The organism is Nesterenkonia sp. CL21 (assembly GCF_031705515.1).
Lineage (GTDB): Bacteria > Actinomycetota > Actinomycetes > Actinomycetales > Micrococcaceae > Nesterenkonia > Nesterenkonia aethiopica.
Window position 1 is genome coordinate 131,610 of the sequence record NZ_JAUTWR010000007.1, and the last position, 24,781, is coordinate 156,390.

Annotated in this window: 19 protein-coding genes; 10 read left to right on the plus strand and 9 right to left on the minus strand. The window is 69.5% G+C overall.

Annotated features, from left to right (window positions below; all coding sequences use genetic code 11):
* Window positions 1-35: 35 nt before the first annotated feature.
* The 6 genes from Q7C18_RS11595 (at window position 36) to Q7C18_RS11620 (ending at window position 6,642) form a co-directional block, all read left to right on the plus strand.
* Window positions 36-1,307, plus strand: coding sequence for an extracellular solute-binding protein (locus Q7C18_RS11595; RefSeq protein WP_311025523.1), 1,272 nt, complete (start codon window positions 36-38; stop codon window positions 1,305-1,307).
* Window positions 1,307-2,290 (plus strand): carbohydrate ABC transporter permease, encoded by a 984-nt coding sequence (locus tag Q7C18_RS11600; RefSeq protein ID WP_083277448.1) that lies wholly within the window; start codon window positions 1,307-1,309, stop codon window positions 2,288-2,290. Before Q7C18_RS11595 ends, Q7C18_RS11600 begins: the two co-directional genes overlap by 1 nt.
* On the plus strand, window positions 2,287-3,141 hold the full coding sequence (locus Q7C18_RS11605; protein WP_070159704.1) for a carbohydrate ABC transporter permease: 855 nt from the start codon (window positions 2,287-2,289) through the stop codon (window positions 3,139-3,141). Before Q7C18_RS11600 ends, Q7C18_RS11605 begins: the two co-directional genes overlap by 4 nt.
* 91 nt (window positions 3,142-3,232) lie before the next feature.
* A complete protein-coding gene (locus tag Q7C18_RS11610) occupies window positions 3,233-5,077 on the plus strand; it encodes a beta-N-acetylhexosaminidase (RefSeq protein WP_311025524.1) in 1,845 nt (614 codons plus the stop codon).
* 135 nt (window positions 5,078-5,212) lie between these two features.
* Window positions 5,213-6,361 (plus strand): sn-glycerol-3-phosphate ABC transporter ATP-binding protein UgpC, encoded by a 1,149-nt coding sequence (locus tag Q7C18_RS11615; RefSeq protein ID WP_311025525.1) that lies wholly within the window; start codon window positions 5,213-5,215, stop codon window positions 6,359-6,361.
* Between the two features lie 110 nt (window positions 6,362-6,471).
* Window positions 6,472-6,642 (plus strand): hypothetical protein, encoded by a 171-nt coding sequence (locus Q7C18_RS11620; protein WP_170922658.1) that lies wholly within the window; start codon window positions 6,472-6,474, stop codon window positions 6,640-6,642.
* A gap of 27 nt (window positions 6,643-6,669) precedes the next feature.
* On the opposite strand, the gene Q7C18_RS11625 is transcribed toward Q7C18_RS11620, so the two are convergent.
* From Q7C18_RS11625 to Q7C18_RS11650, 6 genes are all read right to left on the minus strand, one after another.
* Complete coding sequence (locus Q7C18_RS11625) at window positions 6,670-8,178, minus strand: mannitol dehydrogenase family protein (RefSeq protein ID WP_311025526.1); 1,509 nt, start codon at window positions 8,176-8,178, stop codon at window positions 6,670-6,672.
* 531 nt (window positions 8,179-8,709) lie between these two features.
* Entirely contained in the window at window positions 8,710-10,464 is a 1,755-nt protein-coding gene (cydC, locus tag Q7C18_RS11630) for a thiol reductant ABC exporter subunit CydC (protein WP_311025527.1), read from the minus strand.
* The gene (gene cydD / locus Q7C18_RS11635; protein WP_311025528.1) at window positions 10,461-12,176 is read right to left on the minus strand and encodes a thiol reductant ABC exporter subunit CydD; all 1,716 of its coding nucleotides are present in this window, start codon (window positions 12,174-12,176) and stop codon (window positions 10,461-10,463) included. The genes cydC and cydD overlap by 4 nt, the downstream gene beginning before the upstream one ends.
* A 40-nt stretch (window positions 12,177-12,216) precedes the next feature.
* Window positions 12,217-13,260 (minus strand): cytochrome d ubiquinol oxidase subunit II, encoded by a 1,044-nt coding sequence (gene cydB, locus Q7C18_RS11640; protein ID WP_311025529.1) that lies wholly within the window; start codon window positions 13,258-13,260, stop codon window positions 12,217-12,219.
* Window positions 13,261-13,273: 13 nt separating this feature from the next.
* Entirely contained in the window at window positions 13,274-14,686 is a 1,413-nt protein-coding gene (locus Q7C18_RS11645; protein ID WP_311025530.1) for a cytochrome ubiquinol oxidase subunit I, read from the minus strand.
* Window positions 14,687-14,880: 194 nt separating this feature from the next.
* Window positions 14,881-15,855, minus strand: a complete 975-nt coding sequence (locus Q7C18_RS11650) for a sugar-binding domain-containing protein (protein WP_311025531.1) — start codon at window positions 15,853-15,855, stop codon at window positions 14,881-14,883.
* A gap of 112 nt (window positions 15,856-15,967) precedes the next feature.
* Between Q7C18_RS11650 and Q7C18_RS11655 the strand changes: the two genes are divergently transcribed.
* The 4 genes from Q7C18_RS11655 to Q7C18_RS11670 all read left to right on the plus strand — a co-directional run bounded on the left by Q7C18_RS11655 (window position 15,968) and on the right by Q7C18_RS11670 (window position 20,309).
* Window positions 15,968-17,386, plus strand: a complete 1,419-nt coding sequence (locus tag Q7C18_RS11655; protein WP_311025532.1) for a sugar ABC transporter substrate-binding protein — start codon at window positions 15,968-15,970, stop codon at window positions 17,384-17,386.
* Window positions 17,387-17,389: 3 nt separating this feature from the next.
* Window positions 17,390-18,379, plus strand: a complete 990-nt coding sequence (locus tag Q7C18_RS11660; RefSeq protein WP_070161821.1) for a carbohydrate ABC transporter permease — start codon at window positions 17,390-17,392, stop codon at window positions 18,377-18,379.
* The gene (locus Q7C18_RS11665) at window positions 18,376-19,236 is read left to right on the plus strand and encodes a carbohydrate ABC transporter permease (RefSeq protein ID WP_070161818.1); all 861 of its coding nucleotides are present in this window, start codon (window positions 18,376-18,378) and stop codon (window positions 19,234-19,236) included. The genes Q7C18_RS11660 and Q7C18_RS11665 overlap by 4 nt, the downstream gene beginning before the upstream one ends.
* A gap of 62 nt (window positions 19,237-19,298) precedes the next feature.
* Window positions 19,299-20,309, plus strand: a complete 1,011-nt coding sequence (locus Q7C18_RS11670; RefSeq protein ID WP_311025533.1) for an NAD(P)-dependent alcohol dehydrogenase — start codon at window positions 19,299-19,301, stop codon at window positions 20,307-20,309.
* A 38-nt stretch (window positions 20,310-20,347) separates the two neighbouring features.
* On the opposite strand, the gene Q7C18_RS11675 is transcribed toward Q7C18_RS11670, so the two are convergent.
* From Q7C18_RS11675 to Q7C18_RS11685, 3 genes are all read right to left on the minus strand, one after another.
* The gene (locus tag Q7C18_RS11675) at window positions 20,348-20,974 is read right to left on the minus strand and encodes an endonuclease domain-containing protein (protein WP_139827833.1); all 627 of its coding nucleotides are present in this window, start codon (window positions 20,972-20,974) and stop codon (window positions 20,348-20,350) included.
* A 523-nt stretch (window positions 20,975-21,497) separates the two neighbouring features.
* A complete protein-coding gene (locus Q7C18_RS11680; RefSeq protein ID WP_311025534.1) occupies window positions 21,498-23,975 on the minus strand; it encodes an FtsX-like permease family protein in 2,478 nt (825 codons plus the stop codon).
* Window positions 23,972-24,709, minus strand: a complete 738-nt coding sequence (locus Q7C18_RS11685; RefSeq protein WP_311025535.1) for an ABC transporter ATP-binding protein — start codon at window positions 24,707-24,709, stop codon at window positions 23,972-23,974. Before Q7C18_RS11685 ends, Q7C18_RS11680 begins: the two co-directional genes overlap by 4 nt.
* Between the last annotated feature and the right edge of the window lie 72 nt (window positions 24,710-24,781).

The window sequence follows — 24,781 nt, forward strand, 5'->3', positions numbered from 1 at the left end:
AGCACCCGGCATCTCGCACCGTGAAAGGACCACTCATGCGACGGCTCCCCCACCTGGCACTCGCCTCCACTCTGACGTTGACCCTGGCCGCCTGTGGCGCAGGCGGCGGGAACATCGGCGACGACGCCGAGTCCGCCGACCTCACCATCTGGTTCATGGAGGACTCTGTTCCCGAAACCGCCCAGGAGTGGCTCGTCGACGAGTTCGAGACGAGCTATGAAGGCTCCACACTGACCGTGCAGATGCAGCCGTGGGCAGGCGTCGTGGAGCTCCTGCAGACCTCGCTGCCTGACAGTTCGCAGACCCCGGACCTCGTCGAGATCGGCAACACCCAAGCCTCCACCTTCACCTCCGTCGGGGCCTTCTCCCCGGTCGACGACCTCCTCGAGGAGCTCGGTGGAGACTCGCTGATCGAGTCTGGCCTGGAAGCCGGCACCTGGGAAGGGACGACGTACGCCCCGCCGCTCTACGCAGGCTCGCGCATCATCTTCTACAGGCAGGACCTACTCGACGCCGCCGGAATCGACGTTCCGACCACGTTGGACGAGCTCAACGAAGCGGCGATCGAACTGAACGAGGCCAATCCGGAGGACACCGACGGATTCTCCGGAATCTACCTGGCCTCCTCCGACCCCAAGACGCTGGAGGGCTGGCTGTTCACCTACGGCGGCGACTATGCGACTCAGCACGACGACGGCACCTGGGAAGGCACGCTCTCCTCCCCAGAGTCTCAGGAGGGCCTCCAGGCCGCGCAGGACCTCATGGAGCGCGGATCCGAGTATGTTTCGGATCCGAATGAAGCCGTGCCGGTGGCCTACGAGCTGTTCAACTCCGGGAAGATCGGCTTCTACTCGGGGCTCGCCCTGAAGGAGTACGACATCGACGAGGAGCTCTGGGAGAGCGGTGACGCCCAGGTGATGGCCCTGCCCGGCACCGACGCCGACACTCCCGGCACCACGTTCGCAGGAGGGTCCAATGTCGCCATCTCGGCCGCGTCGGCACACCAGGAGCTCTCCCGCGAGGTACTCAGGCTCATCTACTCCGATGACTTCCAGACGATGCTCGCCGCAGACGCGGGCTGGGTGCCCGGCAACCTGGACCACGCCTCTGCACTGGAGGGGCACAGCGCCGAGGCGTTCCAGGAGGCCGTGGCACATTCCCAGCTGACCCCCAACACACCGTCGTGGGGTGTGGCTGACAGCGCCCAGCTCCCCCTGGAGATCTGGACACGCATCGCAGACGGGGAGGACGTCGAGGACATCGCCGCCGACGTGGACGCTCAGCTCGAAGAGATCCTCAACGACTGATGGCGACCCTGACCCCCACCACCTCTCCCCCCGGGACCGTCCCCCGGGACTCGTCCCCAGGGCGGGGTGACGTCTCCAGAAGAGCGCGCCGTCGGCAGGCCTTCCTCCCTTTCCTGCTGCTCGCGCTCCCCACAGGCCTGGTCATGCTGGCCCTCGGGTACCCCATGGCGCGGCAGCTGGTGATGTCCTTCCAGGAGTTCGGCATCGCCCAACAGTTCGGGCAGCCTGCCGAATGGGTCGGGTTCGCCAACTATCAGGCGATTCTGACAGACACCTACTTCTGGGTCGTCACGGTGCGCACACTCGCGTTCACCGCCGTGGCCGCGGGGCTGACCATGGTGGTCGGCGTCGGCCTGGCCGTGCTGATGCAGCGCGTCGCCACCGGAGTGCGCGTGGCACTGCAGCTGGCGCTGCTCTTCGCCTGGGCCACGCCGGTGATCGCCGCCGTCGCCATCTGGAAGCTCATGGCAGATCACCGGCATGGTGTGGTGAATGCCGTGCTCTCCGGAGCCGGCCTGACCGGCTTCGACGGATTTCATTGGCTGCAGGCTGGAACGACGCCTTTCCTCATCGTCGCAGCGACGGTGGTCATCTGGGCGAGCACGCCGCTGGTCACACTGGCCACCTACGCCGCACTGAGTCAGGTGGACGAGTCCGCGGTGGAGGCCGCCCAGATCGACGGCGCGAGCACGCCACGGATCCTGTGGCACATCGTGCTGCCGATCATCCGCCCCGTGCTGATCCTGATGGCCATCCTCCAGGTGATCTGGGACCTGCGGGTGTTCGCACAGATCTACTCCCTGCAGCAGACGGCGGGGAACACCACGGACACCAACCTGCTGGGGACCTACATCTACCAGACAGGCATCGCCGGCGGCGACTACGGCATGGCCTCCGCTCTGGCCATGGTGATGCTCCTGCTCCTGCTGGCGCTGACCTGGCGCTATGTGAGAATCCTCGGCCGACAAGGAGATCTCCGATGACGTCGACCACACCGCTGCGTCCGCGCCGGACCGCGAGTCGGCAGGCACTGAACATCACAGCACTCGCCGTCGCCCTGCTCTGGATCTTCCCCATCTACTGGATGGTGAACGTGTCCTTGCAGCCGAATGCGCAGATGCGTCTCGAAGGCCCCACCTGGGTGCCGCTCGACTTCACTCCGGACGCCTACCTGGGAGTCTTGTCCGACAGCTCCTTCTGGACGGCGATGCGGATGAGCATGCAGGTCAGCCTGCTCGCCGTGGCTGTCGCGCTGTTCTCCGCCACGTTGGCCGCGGTCGCGCTCAGCCGATTCCGGTTCCGGAGTCGCACCGCAATCATCATCACTGTGCTGGTCGTCCAGATGATTCCCGCCGAGGCCCTGTTCATCTCCCAGTTCCGCATGCTCTCCGGCTGGGGGCTGGTGAACACGACCCTTGGGCTCTCGCTGCTCTACGTCGGCACCGTGATGCCGTTCATCGTCTGGATGCTGAAGGGCTTCGTCGACGGCGTCCCGGTGGACCTGGAGGAGGCTGCCATGATCGACGGCTGCACCAAGGTGGGGGCCTTCTTCCGCGTCACGTTTCCGCTCCTGGGCCCGGGCCTGGTGGCCACAGGAGTCTTCGGCTTCCTGGTCTCGTGGAATGAGTTCACACTGGCCCTGGTGATGCTCTCATCCGGCGGGAGGGTGACCCTGCCGGTCTGGCTGCAAGGGTTCCAGGAAGGGATGAGCGGCACGGACTGGGCCGGCATCATGGCCGGTTCAGCACTCATCGCGATCCCGGTGCTGATCCTGTTCAGCATCGTCCAACGACGCATGGCCTCCGGCATGGTCTCCGGTGCAGTCAAGGGCTGACACAGCCCAGCAGTGCGCCTCGTCTCGTCCCCCACTCACCCGTCCTCACTCGACACCCGGCCCTCGCCACCCCAACAATCCAGGAGCCCTCGTGACGCACGCTTCAGTCTTCCCCCGGCCTCGCCAGCTCACTGAGCTCTCCGGTCCGACCCCTGCCCCTCAGGCAGAGGTCCTCGTCACCCGTGACGCCGACCTACCGCCCCAGGGCTTCCGCCTGGAATACGCTGAGACGGTCCGCATCGCCTATTCCGACGCCGCCGGACTGCGCTATGCCCAACGGGCCCTCGACCAGCTGCGCGGCACCCCGGCGGACCAGCAGCAGGCCGTGCTGATCGAGGACTGGCCCGACATCCGCCGCCGCGGATTCATGCTCGACGTCAGTCGGGACCGTGTCCCGGAACGCTCGACGCTGCTGCGCCTGATCCACATCCTCTCCCTGGCCCGGTACAACCAGCTGGAGCTCTACACCGAGCACAGCTTCACGTACTCGGGACACGAGGAGGTCTGGCAGGACGCCTCACCGCTGACTCCTGAGGATCTCCGCTGGCTCGACGACCTCTGCGCCGCACACGGCATCGAGCTGGTGCCGAACCAGAACACCTTCGGGCACTGGGAGCGTTGGCTGGCCCACGAGCGCTACCTCCCGCGGGCCGAGAACCAGGAACCCCAGGAGTTCGCCGGGCGCCTGCGCCCGCCGTCCACCCTGGCGCCCACAGAGGAGAACGCGGAGTTCGTCACCGAGCTGCTGGAGGAGCTGACGCCTCACTTCAGGTCGGATCGGCTCAACATCGGCGCTGACGAGACCTGGGAACTGGGCACCGGGGTCAGCCGCGAGCAGGCCTCACAGCAGGGGCTGGGCCAGGTCTTCCTGGACTACGTCGCCAGAGTCGCGGCCCCGTGGACCTCGCGGGGCCATCAGGTGGAGTTCTGGTCCGACATCCTGGGCAGCTACCCGGAGCTGATGGACCGGGTTCCGGAGGGCACCGAGCCTGTCGTCTGGCTCTATGACTCTCCGGATCACATCGCCACCGTGATCGACCACATGAGCGAGGCGGAGAGGGGCTTCAACGAGGCGCACGGCGTCGACACGGAGCAGCTGAGGAACTTCACCGCCCGCGCGCAGGCGCTCATCGACGCGGGCGTGCCGTTCTGGGTCGCGCCGGGCACGGGCAGCTGGCTGTCATTCATCGGGCGCCTGGACAATGCAGTGGGCAACATCATCGACGCCGTCGAGACCGCAGGGCGGAACGACGCGCCCGGCTTCCTCCTCACCAGCTGGGGCGACTGCGGCCACTTCGACCCCCTGGTCGTGTCCTATGCGCCCATCCTCTTCGGCGGGGCGGCCAGCTGGCATCTGGAGAGCAACCGCGAGACCTCTGAGCTCCTGGGAGAGATTCTGGATCGGCACGTCTTCCAGGACCAGCAGGGCGTGCTGGGGCCGACCCTGGTCCGACTGGGCCGGGTCGCCGGGGAGCTCGACGCCGCCATCGCCAATTCCAGCCCGTTGTTCCGTGCCGTGCAGCAGCCAGAAGCGCTGGAGGCGCACCAGGTGCCCTCCGCGGAGAGCCTGGATGCCGCGGCAGAGACGATCCACTCGGCGTTGGCCACCCTGAGCTCCTCACGTCCGGCGAGCCTCGAAGGCCCCGTGGTCCTCGAGGAGATCGCCCAGGCAGCTCGTTGGGCGCAGTTCGGCGTCGACGTGCTGCGCAGTGATCTCTTCCGCGGCGGGGCCCTCCAGGACTCGGAGGACACCTCCGCGGCCGCTCGCGACGAAGCTCGCAGACTTCTGGATCGCCTGGAGAAGCTCCTCGCGGAGCAGCGCAGAGTCTGGCTGCTGTCGTCCCGACCGGGCGGTCTGGACGACAGCATCGACCGGTTCTCTCCCCTGCGGCGCCGGCTCGTCCGTCTCGCTCAGCTGCCGCAGCCGGCCCGTTAGGCGCGGACACTGTGACTCACGTAACGTGATACGATTCACAGCGGCGGGCTCCTCCTGGGAGTGGCCGGCCACTTCATAACACTTTTCACAACGGATCGTCGGGCACGTACCTGCCCGTGAAAGGGAAATATCACCATGGCCTCTGTGACCTATGATGCCGCGAGCCGGATCTACACCCCCGGTGCTCGCCCCGCCATCAACCAGCTCCACCTGGAGATCGCCGACGGCGAGTTCCTCGTCCTCGTGGGACCCTCCGGCTGCGGAAAGTCCACCGCACTCCGCATGCTCGCCGGCCTCGAGGAGGTCAACGAGGGCCGCATCCTGATCGGCGGTGAGGACGTCTCCCACGTCTCCCCCAAGGACCGCGACATCGCCATGGTCTTCCAGAACTACGCGCTGTACCCGCACATGTCGGTCGCAGAGAACATGGGCTTCGCCCTGAAGATCGCGGGCGTGTCCAAGGATGAGCGCGCCAAGCGCGTCAAGGATGCCGCGAAGCTGCTGGACCTCGAGCCCTACCTGGACCGCAAGCCGAAGGCCCTCTCCGGTGGTCAGCGTCAGCGTGTGGCCATGGGCCGCGCGATCGTCCGCTCCCCCAAGGTCTTCCTGATGGACGAGCCGCTGTCCAACCTGGACGCCAAGCTCCGCGTGCAGACCCGCACCCAGATCGCTGCCCTGACCCGCAAGCTCGCCGTCACCACCGTCTACGTGACTCACGACCAGGTCGAGGCCATGACCATGGGTGACCGCGTCTGCGTGCTCAAGGACGGCGTGCTCCAGCAGGTCGACTCCCCGCGCAACCTGTATGACACTCCCGCCAACGTGTTTGTCGCCGGGTTCATCGGCTCTCCGGCCATGAACCTCTTCCAGGTGGAGCACGACGGCGAAGCCCTCATCCTCGGCGGTGAGCGCTACGTGATCCCGGACGGGTCGCTGAAGAAGGCCAGCAGCAACAAGGTCACCCTGGGCGTGCGCCCCGAGGACATCCACATCGACCCCGAGCACGGCATCGAGATGGTCGTGGACCTCACCGAGGAGCTCGGCGCAGACGCCCACATCTTCGGCTCGCCGGAGGGCCTCGACACCTTCCAGCCGCTGGTGGTCCGCGTGGACGGCCGTCGTCCTCCGCTCAAGGGCGACCACGTCAAGGTGGTCCCGCAGATGGACCACATCCACCTCTTCGACGCCGAGACGGGCCTGCGCCTCAACGGCGAGATCCCGGAGAACACCCCGCACGCGCAGCTGGCGGACGTCGAGGCACTCCAGGACGAAGAGGGCGAGTGAGCCCAGGCCGCTCCTGACCTGAACCACCGCTGAGGGCGGGTCCCGGATCATCCGGGGCCCGCCCTCTGTGCAGCTCACGGCCTGGTGGCGTCATCCCCTAGGCTGAGGCCATGAAACAGCTGCTCTCCGTGATCGTGACCATCATCCTGGTCATCGTCGCCATCCGTGTGGTCCTCTGGATCCTGGGTGCGGCGATGAGTCTGGCCGCCAACCTCATCTTCATCGCACTGATCGTCGCCGCCGTGATCTGGCTGATCCAAGCGGTGACATCCAAGCGGTGACATCCGCACGCTGACAGACCCTGACCCTCAGCCCACCAGCTTCTCCAGCAGCGCCCTGGCCCCCTGTTCCCGCAGAGTGGTCAGGGCCTCTGCGTAGGGACGGGTGAAGGCCTCCCGCGCCACGAGGTCACCGAAGAGCTCCTCGTCGCGCAGGAAGGCGAGGAGGTCGTCGTCATGCTGGGCGGCGGCGGCCATGACCCGCTCCCGCAGCCGGTCCACCACGGGCCATTCCTCCCCGTTCTCGCCCACCCCTTCGGCATAGCGGGCCCAGGAGGCGACGACGGCGGCGCAGGCGGTCACGTCCCTCCCGGCGGCGAGGTTCTCCCGGATCACCGGCACCATCCAGGTGGGGATGCGGTCCGAGGATTCGGCGGCCAGCCGGGCCAGGGTGTCCCGGACATGTTCGTTGTCGAAGCGGGCGATCAGCTGGTCCTTGTACTGATCCAGGTCGATCCCGGGCACGTCGGGGACGGTCGGCGTCCCTTCGCCGTCCATGTAGTTCTCCCGCGTGAAGCGGACGAGGAGCTCATCGCGGCAGGCCTCGTGGGCGTAGGTGTGGCCCAGCAGGAGCCCGAAGTAGGCGATCACCTGGTGGCTGCAGTTCAGCAGGCGCAGCTTCATCAGCTCATAGGGTTCGACGTCGTCGACCATCTGCACCCCTGCCTCCTCGAAGGCGGGGCGTCCGGCGGGGAAGCGGTCCTCCAGCACCCACTGCAGGAAGTCCTCGCTGACCACAGGCCAGGCGTCGTCGACGCCGAAGTCTTCCGCGACCATGGCGCGGTCCGCCTCCGTGGTCACCGGGGTGATCCGGTCCACCATGCAGTTGGGGAAGGCGACGTGCGCCTCGATCCAGGCGGCCAGGTCGGCGTCGCGCAGCCGGGCGAAGGCCAGGATCATGCGCTGCGCGAGGTCGCCGTTGCCGCGGATGTTGTCACAGCTGAGCACAGTGAACGGCTCCGCTCCTGCCTCCCGACGACGGCGCAGGGCCTCGACGATGAAGCCGAAGAGCGTCTCGGGAGCATCCCCCGGGCTCCGGGCGAGATCCCGGGCCACCGCGGGCGTGTCCGCCAGGAACTCCCCGGTGCTGGGGTTGTAGTTGTAGCCGCCCTCCGTGACGGTCAGCGACACGATGCGGATGTCCCTGTCGGTCATCCGCGCCAGGACCGCCTCGGGGTCGTCGGGGGCGTAGAGGTACTCGGCGAGGGCGCCGATGACCCTGGCGTCGCGGGAGCCGTCAGGCGCGGTGGAGACCAGGGTGTAGAGCCCATCCTGGGAGGTCAGCGCATCACGCATCCGCACGTCGCCGGGCAGCAGCCCCACCCCGCAGATCGCCCAGTCGGCGGCGTGCCCGGCAGTGAAGAGCCGATCCAGGTACAGGGCCTGGTGTGCGCGATGGAATCCCCCGACGCCGAAGTGGACGATCCCGACCCGACGGTCCTGCAGCGGATATCCGGGAGTGTGGAGCACTTCCCCGGAGGGAGTCTCGCGACCCAGGTCGGCGACAGTGCGGGCGGACAGAGGCGTGGCATCGGTCATGACGTTCCTTCAGAGACGGGAGGTCGATGTGACCGCCACCATATCAAATGAGTGATACTGACTGCTCATGTGAGCGCAGGAGCGCACTCACCATGGGGGACAGCGGGCCGGCAGTTTCATGCACACCCCTTGAATGTGCCGAGGAAACAACACGACACTGAGTCTCACAGGAATGGAGAGAAGATCCATGCACAAGCGCACGGCCTTTGCAGCGAGAGTGGGCATTGCATCTCTCGTACTGACCTCCCCTGCTCACGCGACTGACGCAGATTTCGGCCCTCTTCACCAGCCCACCAGCACATGGAGCTCCGAGATCGAACAGCCCGTTCGATGAACCAGAATCCTCGTGTCGTCGCTGCCGCCCTCAACGCTGTCGGCTCGGCGCACCGCTTCTGGCATGGACCTCCTTCGGTCCCACCCAGTATCAGCTCCCCGCTATAGCCTACGGCGCGGTCTGACTGAGCATTCTCGTCATCGCCGGACTGGCTGCGTGGATCTCTCGCCGACCTGAGGATCCGATTCACCCGCCCATCACACCTCTGCCGAAGGCAGTGCGCTCCTCAGCCCCACGTGGTGATCCACGAGCCCCTGGGGCACCGGCACATGAGACATCAGGATCACGCTGCGGGAGCCGTCACTCATCCCCGATCCTGCCGCCGCCCCGAGCAGATCCCGGATGAGCTGGTCCCCCAGCTCCGGGTCCACGTGTGCGGTGGGCTCGTCCAGCACCAGCACCTCCGCCCGGGAGAGCAGCCCGCGGGCCACCGCGATGCGCTGCGCCTGACCGCCGGAGACCAGCGCTCCCTCGCGGCCCACCCGGGTGTCCAGACCGTCACGGGAGCGTGCCCACTCCCCCAGGCCGACGGCCTCCAGAACCTCCCAAAGCTGGCTGTCAGCACACCCCTCCGGCCCCTCGGGATGGGCGAAGCTCAGATTGGCCCGCACCGTCGCGTCGAACAGGTGCGCCCTCTGCTCGATCAGACACACCCGACGCCGCACCGCGGCCGGAGACAGCTCACGGATCTCCACACCGTCCAGCCGGCATGAGCCCTCATGCTCCAGCAGCCGCACCAGCGCCTGCGCGAGCGCCGACTTCCCTGACCCGCTGGGGCCGGTGACCAGCGCCCGCTCCCCGGGCGCCAGCCGCAGATCCACCGGCGCCGCCGTCGCCGCCTGCTGGCCCGGCCAGCGGACCGTCACCCCCTCGAGCTCCAGCAGGACGCCGACGGCGGGGGGCGTACCAGCCACAGCCACCGCGCCGGCGTCGTCGCCATCGTCGTCGCCGTCATCGGCCGGGATCTCCTCCGGCCGGGACTGCTCGGTGAGCTCCGCGATGCGCGCCGCCGAGGCGCGCACCCGCCGTCGGGCGGACCAGGCGGCCGGCACCGCGGCCGCGACCTCGAAGACCGCCAACGGCACCAGAGCCAGCACCGCCAGCACCGGGCCGTCCACCGTTCCGGGACTGAGCACGAACTCCGGCCCCAAAGGAGCGCTGGGCTGCAGCCCCGGGACGGCCAGCAGCAGCATCGCCAGTACGGCGGCGCCGGTCAGCCCCGTCAGCACCGCGGAGACGACGCCGGCACCGGCGGAGGCGCGCAGCTCGGCGGTCCGCAGCGTCGCGTCGGCCCGCTCCACCCGCCGGATATGCTCGTCGGCGGCACCGTAGGCCAGCAGCACCTCCACATCGGTGGCCAGGTCCGCGACCTCATCGGCCAGCTGACCCCGCAGCGCGGCGGTGCGCCGCTCCGCGGACCCGCTGATCCGGGCGTTGAGCCAGGTCCCGGCCACCAGGGCGAGCGCCAGCAGCACTGCGAGCGCCGCCGCGGCCGACGGGGAGAACCACGCCAGCCCGGCCAGGGTCGCCAGGACCACCACGGCGGAGGAGGCCAGCGGCTGGATGACGCGGGTGGGCAGGTCCAGCAGCTGGTCCACATCGCGGACCAGCCGGGAGAGCAGGTCCCCGCGTCCGCGGTCGGCCAGACCGGCCGGGGCCAGCGGCATCAGCCGTTCCACCAGGCCGACTCTCAGCGTGCTCAGCGTGCGGAAGGCGGCGTCGTGGGAGCTCAGCCGCTCCAGGTAGCGGAAGAACGCCCGGGACAGGGCGAAGGCCCGCACGCCCACCACCAGCAGACCCAGGTAGAGGATGGGCGGCTGCTCGGCGGCCCGCGTGATCAGGTACGCCGAGAGCCCCAGCAGCAGCACCGCGCTGAGTCCGGACAGCGCCCCCAGCGCCACACCGGGCGCCAGGCTGCGCCACCTGGGACGGGCCAGGGCGAGAATGCTCATCGCAGCGCCTCCTGCCGCGCGTCGGTGAGCCGATGCACGGCATCGGCGGCCTCCAGCACAGCGGGCCGGTGGCTGATCACCAGGACGATGCGTCCGGCGTCGGCCTCGGCCCGCAGCAGGTCGATCAGCCGCCGCTCCGCATCCTCGTCCAGGGCGGCGGTGGGCTCGTCCAACAGCAGCACCGGGCAGCGCCGGACCCGGGCCCGGTGGACCGCCCGGGCCACCGCCACGCGGTGCGCCTGTCCGCCCGAGAGCCCGCTGCCGTGGACTCCGAGGCGATGGTCCAGGGACAGGCCGTCCAGCCCGAGCATGTCGAGGATCTCTCGAGCCTGGTCACGGTCCGGGCCCCGCTCGCCGAGGGCGATATTCTCCCCCACGGTGCCGGCACGCAGGCCGTGCCGCTGACCGGTCCAGGCGACGTCGTCACGGCTGGGCCGCCGCTCGGCGCAGTCCGCCGCGCGCAGGGTGATCTCCCCGGTGTGGTCCACCAGCCCGACGACGGCGGCTGCCAGCGTGGACTTCCCCACCCCCGACGGTCCGGCGAGCGCGGTGATCCGGCCCGATTCGGCAGTGAGGCTCACGCGGTCGAGGCGGAGAGTCTCACCGCGCCCCACCTGGACGTCCCGGCATGCCAGCGCCGCAGCAGACGGCAGCCCCTCGCCCGAGGCTGGCTCGGCATCGACCCCCGGCTCGGCCCGCCGCTCAGCCTCCAGCAGCGCGAAGACCTCCTCGGCGGCGGCGATGCCGTCGGCGGCCGCGTGATACTGGGCCCCGACCTGCCGCAGCGGCGCGTAGGCCTCCGGGACGATCAGCAGCACGAACAGACCCACGAACAGCCCCAACTCGCCGTCGATCAGCCGCACACCCACCGAGACCGCCACCAGCGCCACCGAGAGGCTGGCGGCGAGCTCCAGCACGAACCCGGAGAGGAAGCTGACCCGCAGCACCCGCATCGTCGCACCGCGATGCTGCTCGGTGAGCCGACGCAGGTTCTGCCGCTGCCGGTGCTGCCGGTTGAAGATCTTCAGCGTGGAGAGCCCCTCCACCAGGTCCAGGTAGGCGGTGCCCAGCCGGTCCAACCGACGGCGCTGCTGCTGCTGCGCGGACTGGGTGGACCAGCCCACCAGCACCATGAACACCGGCACCAGCGGCATGGTCAGCGCCACGATCACCGCCGTGGTCAGATCCTGGGTGGCCAGCACGCCCAGCAGGATCGGCACCGCCAGGACGGTGAGCACCAGCTGCGGAAGGTACCGCGAGAAGTAGGCGTCCAGGGCGTCCAGCCCGGAGACCAGCACGGTGACCGCCTGAGCCGGGCCAGCTGAGCCGCCGCCAGCAGAGCCGCCGCCGTCGTGGCACCCGTGCACCAGCGCCTCTGCGGCCTGACGGCGCAGCTGGGACTTCACCCGTGCCGCCGCCCGTGCCGCCACCGCCTCCATCGCCCAGGAGACCCCCGCGCGAGCGAGCGTCACCACCGCCAAGCCGCCCAGCAGCGGGGCCACCGAGACCAGCAGCGCGGTCCCGGAGGGAGGCTCGGCCACCACCAGCTGCTCGGGCACCCAGTCCCCGGGCAGCACCCCGACGGCGGCGATCACCGTGGTCAGCACCCCCGCCAACAGCCCGGCGAAGGCCAGCACCAGCAGCACCTGGGTCAGCCCCAGCGCCACGGCCAGCACCAGGAACCCGCGGGCGGCGCGGGCGTGACGGAGCAAGCGAGGGTCCAGAGGCTTCATGGCACTCGTCTCCCGGCCCTCAGTGCGCCCCAGCGGGGATGTGGTCGCGCGTCAGGCGCCGGCGGAACACCCAGTAGGTCCAGATCTGATAGCCGATCACCAGCGGGGTGACCACCAGGGCCACCCAGAACATCACGGTGAGCGTGTAGTCGGTGGAGCTGGCGTTGACGATGGTCAGCCCGCCCTCCCCGGAGGTGGACGGCAGCACATGCGGGAACAGGGACAGGAACAGCGTCACCACGGCCAGCCCGACCGTGGCCGCCATCGCGCCGAAGGCCAGGCCCTCACGGCCGACGGCGTTGGCCACCAGGGCGGCCACCATCGCCAGGGCCGCACCGACGGCGGCCATCAGGGCCGGCAGCGACTGCCCCGAGAAGGTCTCCAGGTTCAGCGTCCACGCCAGGAACGCGACGGCGGCCACCGCCGCGGGCACCCCGGCGACCGCCGCGAGCCGACGCGCCCGCCCGCGGATATCGCCGTCGGTCTTCAGCGCGATGAACACTGCTCCGTGGACCAGGCACAGCAGGGTCAGGGTGACCCCGCCCAGCACGGCATACGGGGTGATCAGGTCCAGCAGGGACGCGGTGACGTTGTGGTCGGCGTCCATGGGCAGCCCGCGGACCACGTTGGCGAAGATCAGGCCCCACAGGAAGGCAGGCAGCACCGAGCCGATGATGATCATCCGGTCGAAGGCCCGCGTCCACTGCGGGTGCTTGCGCTGATGCCGGTACTCGAAGCTCACCCCGCGGGCGATCAGCGCCAGCAGGATCAGCAGCAGCGGCAGGTAGAACCCGGAGAACAGGGAGGCGTACCACTCGGGGAAGGCGGCGAAGAGCACCGCCCCGGCCACGATCACCCAGGTCTCGTTGAGGTCCCAGACCGGCCCGATGGTGTTGATCATGACCCGGCGGTCGGTGTCGTCGCGTCCCAGCAGCGGCAGGGACATGCCCACGCCGAAGTCGAAGCCGTCGAGCACGAAGTAGCCGACGAAGAAGAACGCGACCAGCACGAACCAGATCGTGGGGAGGTCGAACTGCGCGGGGTTCAGCAGGGCGAGGTCCATGGCGGGCTCCTGATCAGTACACGACGGCGAGGTCGTCGGAATCGGCGTCGACGTCGTCGTCCAGCTCGGGCGGACCCTCCTGGGCGGCCTTGAGGACGAGCTTGAACTCGACGACGGCGAGAATCCCGTAGATGAGCGTGAAGGCGGCCAGGGAGATCGCCACGTCCAGGCCGGAGACGTTCGGGGACACGGCGGCCTCGGTCTTCATCAGCCCGAAGACGATCCATGGCTGGCGGCCCATCTCGGTGAAGATCCAGCCCACCAGGGAGGCGAGCAGCGGCAGCGGGGCGGCCCAGATGAAGATCCGCCACATCAGCTGCTCCTGACGGGCCGGCAGCTGCCGGGCGTTCTTCCGGGTCAGCCACAGTCCCACCAGGGAGATCAGGGCGGAGACCGCCCCAAGCCCGATCATCCAGCGGAAGGCCCAGTAGGTGACCCAGATCAGCGGGGTGTAGTCGCCGGGGCCGAACTGGGCGACGTACTGGGCCTGCAGATCGTTGATGCCCTCGACCTCGCCGTCGAGCGTGTGGGTGGACAGCAGGGAGAGCAGGTACGGGATGCGGATGGAGAACAGCTCGGAGGCGCCGTCGGGAGTGCCGAGCGTGAAGATCGAGAAGCTCGCCGCGTTCGTGGTCTCGTAGAGCCCCTCCGCGGCGGCCATCTTCATGGGCTGGGCGTCCACCATCGCCAGGGACAGCTGATCCCCGGAGACCCCGACGCCCAGGAAGGCGAGCACATTGGCCCAGAGCCCGGTCTTCAGCGCCGGGCGCATCGTCTCTGTGTGCTGGCCGCGGCGCAGGTGCCAGGCGGCGACGGCGATCATCACCGTGGCGGCGAACATGATGGCCGCGAAGATGGTGTGCGGGAAGGCCGCCAGCACCACCGGGTTGCTGAGCACCTCCCAGAGGCTGGTGAGCTCGGCGCGTCCCCGCTCCATGTTGAAGGTGTAGCCGACCGGGTTCTGCATGAAGGCGTTGGCGGCCAGGATGAAGTAGGCCGAGAGCGTGCTGGCGATGAACACGGTCCAGATGCAGGCCAGATGCGCCAGCCGGGGGATGCGGCCCCAGCCGAAGATCCACAGGCCGATGAAGGTCGCCTCGAAGAAGAACGCGGCCAGACCCTCGATGGCCAGCGGGGCGCCGAAGACGTCTCCGACGAAGCGCGAGTACTCGGACCAGTTCATGCCGAACTGGAACTCCTGGACGATGCCGGTGACCACGCCCATGGCGAAGTTGATCAGGAAGATCTTGCCGAACAGCTTGGTCAGCTTCAGGTACTTGACGTCGTCGGTGCGGTGCCAGGCCGTCTGCATGATGGCGGCCATCAGCGCCATCCCGATGGTCAGCGGGACGAACAGGAAGTGATAGAGCGTGGTCAGTCCGAACTGCCAGCGCGCCAGGGACAGGGGGTCGAAGAGTTCTTCCACGGGGCACTCACCAGGGCTCTTGAGAAGGGCCGCGTCACGCGCAGGCAGTGCCGACGTCGGCGCTCAGCGCCGGGCCGGACCGGCCGTCGTGGCGTGGAGGGGGCCGTCCTCGCGACCCGCCTCCCTGTGAATTCTACAGCGTGTAGAAAACTTTTCTACAACTTGTAGAAGTATGACCTTGGCGGCTCAGGAGCTCAGCCCAGGGCGTCCAGCTGATCAGCCGCCAGCAGGTCCATCAGCTGATCCGCGAGCTCCGCGGAGATCACCAAGTCATCCACGAAGCCGCCGCGTGCCGCGGCCAGCACCGCCTCCGGATACCCGACCGCGGGCGCGACGGCAAGCACCCGCGTGCGGCGCAGCTGGGCCGGCGTCACCCCGATCACCCGCTCCTCCATGCCGGTGCGCGCCACCCGACCCTGGGCGTCCAACAGGATGCCCGAGCACTCGGCGATCGCCCCGGCGTCGCGCGCCCGCTGCTTCTCCTCATCGCTGACTCGGGCCCAGACCGTGGAGATCCCCGCATCCCAGGCACCGATGGCGATCACCGCGACGTCGAGCTCATCAGCCGCATCCAAGGCGGAGCGCACCTCCGAGGAGGCGCGCAGGGCTGCGGCCACTTCGGGGGACTCCACGATCAGCGGAGTCGGCAGCGGCCAGACCTGGCCACCGGCCCGCGCCCCCAGCCGGTGCACCAGGGCGGCCGAGTCCCCCGTGGTGGAGCCCGGCGCGCTGACCGGCCCCACCAGCTGGACGACGTCGACCTTGGGCAGCTCCCCGAGATGCTCGGGCAGGTGCATCAGCGTCCTGGACCAGGCCACACCCAGGCGGGCGTCGTCGTGGAGGCGACGCGGCAGCAGGTCGGCGACCTGGCGAGCCAGCGCCGAGCGCAGAGTCTCATCTGAGCGCTGCGCCACCACGGTGACGGTGGAGACCCCCAGGGCGCGGGCGAGATCGTCATGCTCGGCGCCGGCGTCGGACGGGTTGACGATCGTGATGCGCACGATCCCCTCATCCCGCGCCTGGTCCAGCAGACGGGCGATCTGGAAGCGCGAGAGCTCGTGGCGGCGAGCCATCTCCACCTTCGAGAGCCCCTCCAGGTAGTACTCCGTGGCGAGCTCGGCCAGGAGCCCCAGATGGCTCCGCTCGGACTGCGGATCGGTGGTCATCATGCCTCCCATGCTTGCTCATTCGAGCATATATGACTAGAGTCACGTATCACATGAGCGCTCGATCACACTCATATGAGCGCACCCATCGAATCTCTCGCGAGGAACAGACTCCATGACACCCCACGCGACATCCCCCACCGCCGTCCCGGCTGAACCACGGGGCGGGCCCCGCCCCAGCCGCCGCGCGCTCCTCGGAGCAGGACTCGGCGCCGGCCTCACCGCCGCCACGCTCGGCCTCAGCAGCTGCGCCACCACCCGATCCTCCGCGGGCACCCGGGAGAGCATCGTCGTCGCCATCGTCTCCAACCCGCAGATGCAGGACGCGATGGGGCTGATCGACCACTTCCGTACCGCCCACCCCGACGTCGACGTCCGCTTCGTCTCCCTGCCGGAGAACGAGGCCCGGGCCAAGATCACCGCCTCAGTGGCCTCCGGAGGCGGCGAGTTCGACGTCGTGATGATCTCCAACTACGAGACCCCCATGTGGGCCGCCAACGGCTGGCTCACCGACCTGGACCCCTACATCGCCGAGACCGACCGCTACGACGCCGACGACTTCATCCCCACCATCAAGGAGGCGCTCTCCCACGAGGGCCGCCAGTACTCGGTGCCCTTCTACGGGGAGAGCTCCTTCCTGGTCTACCGCCGAGACCTCTTCGAGCAGGCCGGACTCCAGATGCCCCGGCAGCCCACCTGGGACCAGGTCCGCGAGTTCGCCGCCGCCCTCCATGCCCCCGAGGACGGCGTCTCCGGCATCGCCCTGCGCGGGCTGGCCGGATGGGGCGAGGTCCTGGCCCCGCTGAACACCGTGATCAACACCTTCGGCGGCCGCTGGTTCGACCCGGACTGGCGCCCCATGCTCGACACCCCCGAGGTCGAGGCGGCCGTGAGCACCTACGTGGACACCGTCCGCACCTGGGGACAGCCCGGTGCCGCCACCTCCGGATTCGGCGACTGCCTCACCCGCGTCAGCCAGGGCGACGCCGCCATGTGGTACGACGCCTCCTCCATGGTCTCCGGCATCGAGAACCCGGCCTCCTCCACCGTGGTGGGCGACGTCGACTACGCCCTGGCCCCCGTGGTGGAGACCGACGACGCCGGCTGGCTCTACGCCTGGAGCCTCGCCATTCCGGAGACCAGCCGGCACAAGCAGGCCGCCTGGGACTTCATCGCCTGGATGACCCACCCCGACTACTTCCGGCTCGTGGGCGAGGAGCTCAGCTGGGAGGCCCTGCCGCCCGGTTCACGGCTGTCCACCTATGAGATCCCCGAGTACGCCGAGCTCGCCGAGAACTACGCCGAACCCACCCTGCACTCCATGGACCGCGCCACCCAGGAGAACTGCATGGTCCACGAAGTCCCCTATCCGGGGCTGCAGTTCGTCGGCATCCCCGAGTTCCAGGACCTCGGCACCCGAGTCGGCCAGCAGATCTCCGCGGCCGTGGCCGGACGGCAGAGCGTCGCCGACGCCCTGCGCCAGTCCCAGACCTTCGCCGAATCCGTCGCCCGCACCTACGGATGGGAGGGATGAGCCATGAGCGTCCCCACTGACACCCGCACCGACACCTCCAGCACGTCGCGCCCCGGAGCCTCGTCAGGCCGGGCAGGTCCGGCAGGACACGACCACCGCACCGCCCGCGCCGCCGCACGGGCCGAGGCTCGCCGGCGTCGGCTCCCTCTGCTGCCGGCCCTGCTGTTCGTCATCGTCTGCACTCAGGTGCCGTTCCTGCTGACCATCTGGTACTCGCTGCGCTCCCGGAACCTGCTGCGCCCCGAAGGCGACCAGTTCGTGGGCCTGCAGAACTTCGCCGACCTCTTCATCGACTCCACGTTCCGCACCGCGGCGCTGAACTCGGTGCTCATCACCCTGGGCTGTGTGGCCGTCTCCGTGCTGCTCGGGCTCGGCCTCGCCCTGCTGTTGGACCGCGAGTTCGCCGGACGCGGCGTGGTGCGCACCCTGCTGATCACCCCGTTCCTCATCATGCCGGTGGCCGGAGCCATGCTGTGGAGCATCTCCCTGTTCAACCCCACCTACGGCCTGGTGAACTGGCTGATCGGACTCATCGGGCTCGGTCCGGTGGACTGGACCTCCCAGCACCCGATCTTCTCCATCCTGGTGGCGCTGGTCTGGCAGTGGACCCCGTTCATGATGCTGCTCCTGCTGGCCGGGCTGCAGTCCCAGTCCAAGGACGTCCTCGAAGCCGCCTCCATCGACGGCGCCGGGCCGCTGAAGACCTTCCTGTTCGTCACCCTGCCGCACCTGCGGTTCTACCTGGAGCTCTCCGTACTGCTGGGGGCGATCTACGTGGTCAACACCTTCGACCACATCTACCTGATGACCGCAGGCGGGCCCGGCACCGCGAGCGCGAACCTGCCCTTCTACATCTACCAGCGGGCCTTCCTCGGCTTCGACATCGGCCAGTCCGCCGCCATGGGTGTGGTCACCGTGATCGCCACCATCGTCATCTCCCTGCTGGCCCTGCGGCTGATCTTCCGCAGCATCAACTCCAAGGAGCAGTCATGACCGCCGTCGCCGAGACCACGACCGCAGGCCGGACCCGGGCCGGACGGCACGCCGTCGTCGGGAAGCTGCTGACCGGGCTGGCCTGGTTCGCGGCGTTCATCTTCTTCGCCCCGGTGCTGTGGATGCTGCTGACCAGCATCAAGCAGGAGTCCGACGCCGCCTCCTCACCGCCGAGCTTCCTATTCAGCCCGACCCTGGACCAGTACCGGGCCGTCTTCACCTCCGAGGCCGGGGCGTACTTCCTGAACTCGGTGATCGCCACCGCAGTGTCCACCCTGCTGGTGCTGGCCCTGGCTGTGCCGGCCGCCTATGCGCTGAGCATCCGGCCGGTGAAGCGCACCCAGGACGTGCTGTTCTTCTTCATCTCCACCAAGATGCTGCCGGTGGTCGCGGTGATCATGCCGATCTACGTGATCGCCGGGCAGATCCGGATGCTGGACAACATCGTCACGCTGATCATCCTCTACACGGCCATGAACCTGCCGATCGCGGTGTGGATGATGCGTTCCTTCTTCCTGGAGGTGCCCGGCGAGGTGCTCGAGGCGGCCTCCATGGACGGCGCCTCCCTGATGCTGACGATGCGCCGGGTGCTGATCCCCATGGTGAGCCCCGGCATCGCCGCCACCGCCCTGATCTGCGTGATCTTCGCCTGGAACGAGTTCTTCTTCGCCCTGAACCTCACCGCCGCGAACGCCGCCACCGTGCCGATCTACCTGATGAGCACCATGACCTCGGAGGGGCAGTTCCTCGCCCAGCTCTCCGCGGCCTCGGTGCTGGCCTCGCTGCCGGTGGTGCTGGCCGGCTGGTTCGCCCAGAAGCAGCTGGTCCGCGGCCTGTCGATGGGCGCCGTGAAATGAGCCGACCGCGCTCCGCAGCCCCGACGTCCGCCCCCTCCCCCTCAGGCAGAGAGGACCCCACGATGACCCCCACCATGCGTGCCGCCGTGCTGCAGGCCCCCGGCGAGATCACCGTGGAGGAGCGGCCCGTCCCGCTCCCGAACCCCGGGGACGTGCTGGTGCGGGTCACCGCCGTGGGCATCTGCGGCTCCGACGTCCACTACTACCGGGAGGGGAGGATCGGGCCCTTCGTGGTGGAGGAGCCGCTGGTGCTCGGCCATGAGAGCGCCGGCGTCGTGGCCGCCGTCGGGGACGGCGTGGACGCCTCCCGGATCGGCGAGCGGGTCTCGGTGGAGCCGCAGCGCATCGACTGGTCCTCCACCCAGGCCCGCGCCGGGCGGTACAACCTGGACCCGCAGGTGCAGTTCTTCGCCACCCCGCCCGTGGACGGTGCGTTCGCCGAGTACGTGACGATCCCGGCGATGTTCGCCCACCGGCTGCCGGAGGGGATCTCCGACGAGGCCGGCGCCCTGCTGGAGCCGCTGTCGGTGGCGGTGGCCGCTGCGCGGAAGTCCCGCCTCGGCGTCGGGGATCACGTGCTGGTCACCGGGGCCGGTCCCATCGGGCTGATCCTCACCCAGGTGGCCCGGGCCCTCGGAGCCGCCGAAGTGACGGTGACCGATGTGTCCCCGGAGCGGCTGAGCCTGGCCGAGGCGCACGGGGCGACCGCCGCACTCGACGCCGGCACGGACCTGTCCGGGCTGGGGGCCGACGTGCTGCTGGAGGCCTCCGGGGCGCCGTCGGCGATCCACGCGGGGCTGCGCGCACTGGGCCCGGCCGGGCGCGCGGTGCTGATCGGCATGGGGGCCGATGACGTGACCATCCCGCTGTCCGCGGTGCAGAACCGGGAGCTGGAGGTCACCGGGGTGTTCCGCTACGCCAACACCTGGCCGACCGCGATCGAGCTGGTGCGCTCCGGCCGCGTGGACCTGGACCGGCTCATCACGGGACGCTTCAGCCTGGAACAGACCGCCGAGGCGCTCGAGGCCGCAGCCGACCCGCGCACGCTGAAGGCGATCGTGCACCCGTCCTGATGCGTTGCCTCTGCGGTTTGGGCCCTTTTGAGCCCGCATCACGCCTGAAAAGGGCCCAAACCGCGGAGACAACGCTCACGAGCGAGCCGGATCCGCTCCACCACTCGGACGAACCCCTCTCGGAGATCCTCGGAGTTCGCCAGGATGACGGTCCACCCAGCACGCTCGAACGCATGGTTCCGGCGCTGGTCGCGGGCCTGCTGAGCCGCGCTGAAGTGCGTACCGCCGTCGTACTGGATGACGATCTTCAGCTCTGGGTAGCCGAGGTCGCCCGGGTAGGGGCTCCCCGGCGTGGGGCGCACCTGAAGCATCGGCTCAGGCAGGCCCGTATCCTGGATCGCCAGCCGCAGCAGCGTCTCCGGCCGCGAATCCGCCCCTACTCGGACTCTCTCGACGGCCCGACGCCCCTTCACGATGCCCTTGGTCTTCCTGTGCGCCGCCACGAGATCCGCCAGGGATTCTCGAGTCTCCCACGGCTGATCGCGCCCCTCGAGTTCCGGGTACGGACTCCGGACGAGCTGATCTCCGAGGGCGACCAGTTCGCGCTCCGGGAGACGACCCATCAGGTCGAAGAAGATCCGTGCGGGACGGCTGACCCACAGGGCGCCGTGCCGAACGACTTCACCCTCTTCGGCGACCACCATGTGCGGAACGAGTCCGGCCACTCGCTCCGCCCCCGTCGAATGCCCCCGTCGGCTGAGATGGACGATGTCCGGCTCATCGGCCCAAGACGGCAGGTGAAGTCCGAAGATGCGTGCCGCTGTCGAATGACTGAACCACGTGGATCGGTATTCCTCCTGCACCGTCTTCAGCAGCCGAAACCACTCGGGGCTCCCAGCGTCAGGGATCGGAGCCGTCAGAGGCTCGATGTCGGCAGAGCCGACCCATTCATACAGTCCACGGCCCACGCGTCGCATGTCTCGGGCACGAAGCCGCTTCGGAGGGACCCCCAGCGCTTCGGCCTGACGTCTAGAGAAGACACCGTCTCGCAGCTGCGGGGGCAGAGGACGCGGCGTCTTCATGGCTCTCAGCCTGCCCGATCACGCCGCCCCGTGTCCGCCGCCGTGGGCACCCTGTGGAAAACTGCTTTCCGACCAGATTGCCTCCGCGGTTTGGGCCCTTATGAGCCCGCATGAGACCTGAAAAGGGCCCAAACCGCGGAGGCAACGCAGGCGCAGCAGGGGAGGGCTACTCCTGGGAGAGGCCCGCCGCGGGCTGGGTCCTCCCCAGAGCGCGAGCCGGCAGCGCGGAGGCGACGACGGCGGCGGCCAGCGCCGCTGCGGCGATCAGCCCCAACCGGCCCCAGGGGACCGCGAGCGCGACACCCATGACGTCCTCAGCCACCAGGGAGGTCACCCCGGCCCAGCCGAAGAAGACGCCCAGGCCCCCGCCGAGCAGCAGCGCGACCACAGCCATGAGCACCGCCTCGGTGGACACCAGACGACGCACCCCGCCGCGGCTCAGACCCAGCGCCCGCAGAAGGGCGGCCTCGCGGCGCCGCTCGAACACCGAGAGCGCCAGCGTGTTGGACACCCCGATCACTGCGACCACCACGGAGGCGGCCAGCAGGATCAGCACCACCAGCAGCACCGTGTCGATCACTCCGGAGATCGAAGCCCGGGACAGGGCCGCCTCCACCGTGACCGGCGTCTCCTCCCCCGCCACATCGGTGAGCGTGCCGCTGACCTGCATCACCTCATCCACCGTGGCGGTGTCGCTGAAGCGCATCCAGGTCTGCCCCTCGGCCTCCTGCAGATCCCAGCCGGCGGCGGAGCTGACCACCACGGTGCCGGGAGGCAGCCATCCGGCCATCTCGCCCTGGACCTGCAGCGGCTCCTCGCCGGCGGCCTTCAGCGTCACCGTCGCCGTCTCGCCCCACTGCGCCACCGGCTGCTCGCCTTCGTAGAAGGAGGCCGAGAGCAGGGCCTGTCCCGGCTCGGGCAGCAGGTCGTCGCGCCGCGCGATCTCGGCCACCGTCTCGGTGGAGGCGGCGACCACCTGGGCCGGGGCCTCCGTGCCGTCCTCAGCGGTCACCTCGGCAGGCTCCCCCGGCACCGTGGCGGAGCCGGTCACGGCGTCTTCGGCGTCCACCGCGGCGCCGACGTCCGTGGAGGCCACCGCGGCGTCCACCGGGTAGCGGTCGGCCTGCTCCTCATCCAGGGAACGCTGCGCGGTGGCGGCCCCCACCGTCATGGTGACCACCAGGGTGACACCGATCAGCAGCGCCGAGGTGGTGGTGGTCAGCCGCCCCGGCGTCTGCCGGGCGTTCTGCGCCACCAGCCGGGGCACCTCTCCGCCAGTGATCCGTGCCAGCAGCAGCCCCAGAGCGCGCACCACGGCGGGCACGATCGCCCGAGCCGCGAGCAGCACGCCCAGGAACCCGAGTGTTGCACCGGCCACCCCCAGCAGCGGGCTGGTCAGCGCCGCCGCGGCCGCCACCGATCCCAGGCCCAGCACCGCCAGCACGGCGCCGATCGTGGTCCGCACCCGCGGCACCCCACCCTCGGCGGGGGCGACGTCCGCGGGCCGCAGCGCCTGCATGGGTGAGGTCCGTCCGGCCCGCAGCGCGGGGAACAGGCTGGCCGCAGCCGTCACCACGGTGCCCAGCGCGAGACCCACGACGACGGCGACGGCGGTGAGACGCACCGACGCGAAGTCCTCCAGCCACAGCGCCTGGGCCGCGGTGCCGAGCCCATAGGCGGCCCCGTAGCCCAGCACGACGCCGACGGCGGAGCCGACGATGCCGAGCAGCGCGCCTTCGGTGAGGGTCGCCTGCTTCAGCTGTCGGGCGGTGGCGCCCACGGCGCGCAGCAGCGCCAGCGTGGACATCCGGGAGGCCACCAGGACCCCGAAGGTGTTGGTGATGACCAGACCGGCCACGAAGACGGCGATCGCACCGAAGCCCAGCCCGATGGTCACCAGGATGTCGCTGGTGCCGGAGAGGTCCTCCAGCCAGGCCTCCACGATCTCCTCATGCGTGAGCACCGAGGCCTCAGGGGCGAGCTCCAGGATCTGATCCTGGACGATCCGCTGGGCGCCGGCATCGCCATGCAGCGTGTCGGCCAGCACCACCCGGATGGACTCCGGGAAGGCCTCCTCCGGGAAGGCGTCCATGCCGGCGGACGAGACGAAGGCGGATCCGGCGCGCTGGATGCCGCTGATCAGGCCCACCACGGTGTAGGGATACCCGGCGTCGCCGGTTGCGGGATCCTCAGGTGTCACAGCATCGCCCACCGTGAGGCCATAGGCGTCGGCGAACTGCTCCGTGACGGTGATCTCATCGGCCGCCTCGGCCGCCCGTCCCTCGGTGAACTCCACCGGCAGATGCTCGGGCAGCTCGGAGACGCCCAGGAAGCCGTCCCGGCCCCCGATCTCGGCCGGGGCGAAGGCGCTGCGGATCAGCTGGGCATCCCCGACGTCGTCGAGGTCCTGGACCTGTTCGGCCAGGGACGCGGGCGCCTCCGGGTCGTCCACCAGGCCTGAGACCTCCACCATCAGGTCCGCCCCGGCGGCCTCCGCCTCCGCCTGGGACTCCATCGTGCGGCTGAAGGCGTCGACCATCAGCAGCGAGGTGACCACGAAGGCCACCGCCACGGCGATGGCGGCACCCGCCGCGAACAGCCGGGTGCCGCCGGAGCGCAGGTTCGCGCGCAGCACGGGGTTCATCGGCCCACCTCGATCATCACGGCGGCCAGCTGCTCGGCGGTGGGCGCCTCCAGGGTGTCCACCAGCCGCCCGTCAGCCAGCAGGACGGTCCGGTCGGCGCGTGCGGCGGCGCCGGCGTCGTGGGTGACCATGATGACGGTCTGGCCGAACTCGTCGACGGCGGCGCGCAGCAGGTCCAGCACCTCCGCCCCGGCGGCCTGGTCCAGGTTGCCGGTGGGCTCGTCGGCGAAGATCACGTCCGGGCGGGAGACGAGCGCGCGGGCCACGGCCACGCGCTGCTGCTGGCCGCCGGAGAGCTCGAAGGGCCGGTGGTGGAGTCGCCCGGTCAGACCCAGTCGCTCGACCACCAGCTCCACGAAGGACCGGTCCACACTGGTGCGCCCCAGGCGGGAGGGCAGCAGGATGTTCTCCTCGGCGGTCATCGAGGGAACCAGGTTGTAGGCCTGGAAGATGAATCCGATGCGCTCCCGGCGCACACGGGTCAGTCGCCGGTCGTCCAGCCCGGTGAGCTCCACGTCGCCGACGATCACACTGCCGCCGTCGGGGGCGTCGAGTCCGGCCAGCACGTGCATCAGGGTGGACTTCCCGGATCCTGACGGGCCCATCACGGCGGTGAATCGGGCGGCGGGGATCTCCAGGCTGAGGCGCTTCAGCGGCCGGACGGCGGCGTCCCCCGTGCCGTAGGTCTTGATCAGGTCGGTCGCCTTCACGGCGACGGCAGATGTGTGCGTCATGGGATCCACGGTACGGTCGCCCCAGGTCAGCCCACATCGGAGCAGAGGATGGTCTCGGCCTCATCCTGCAGG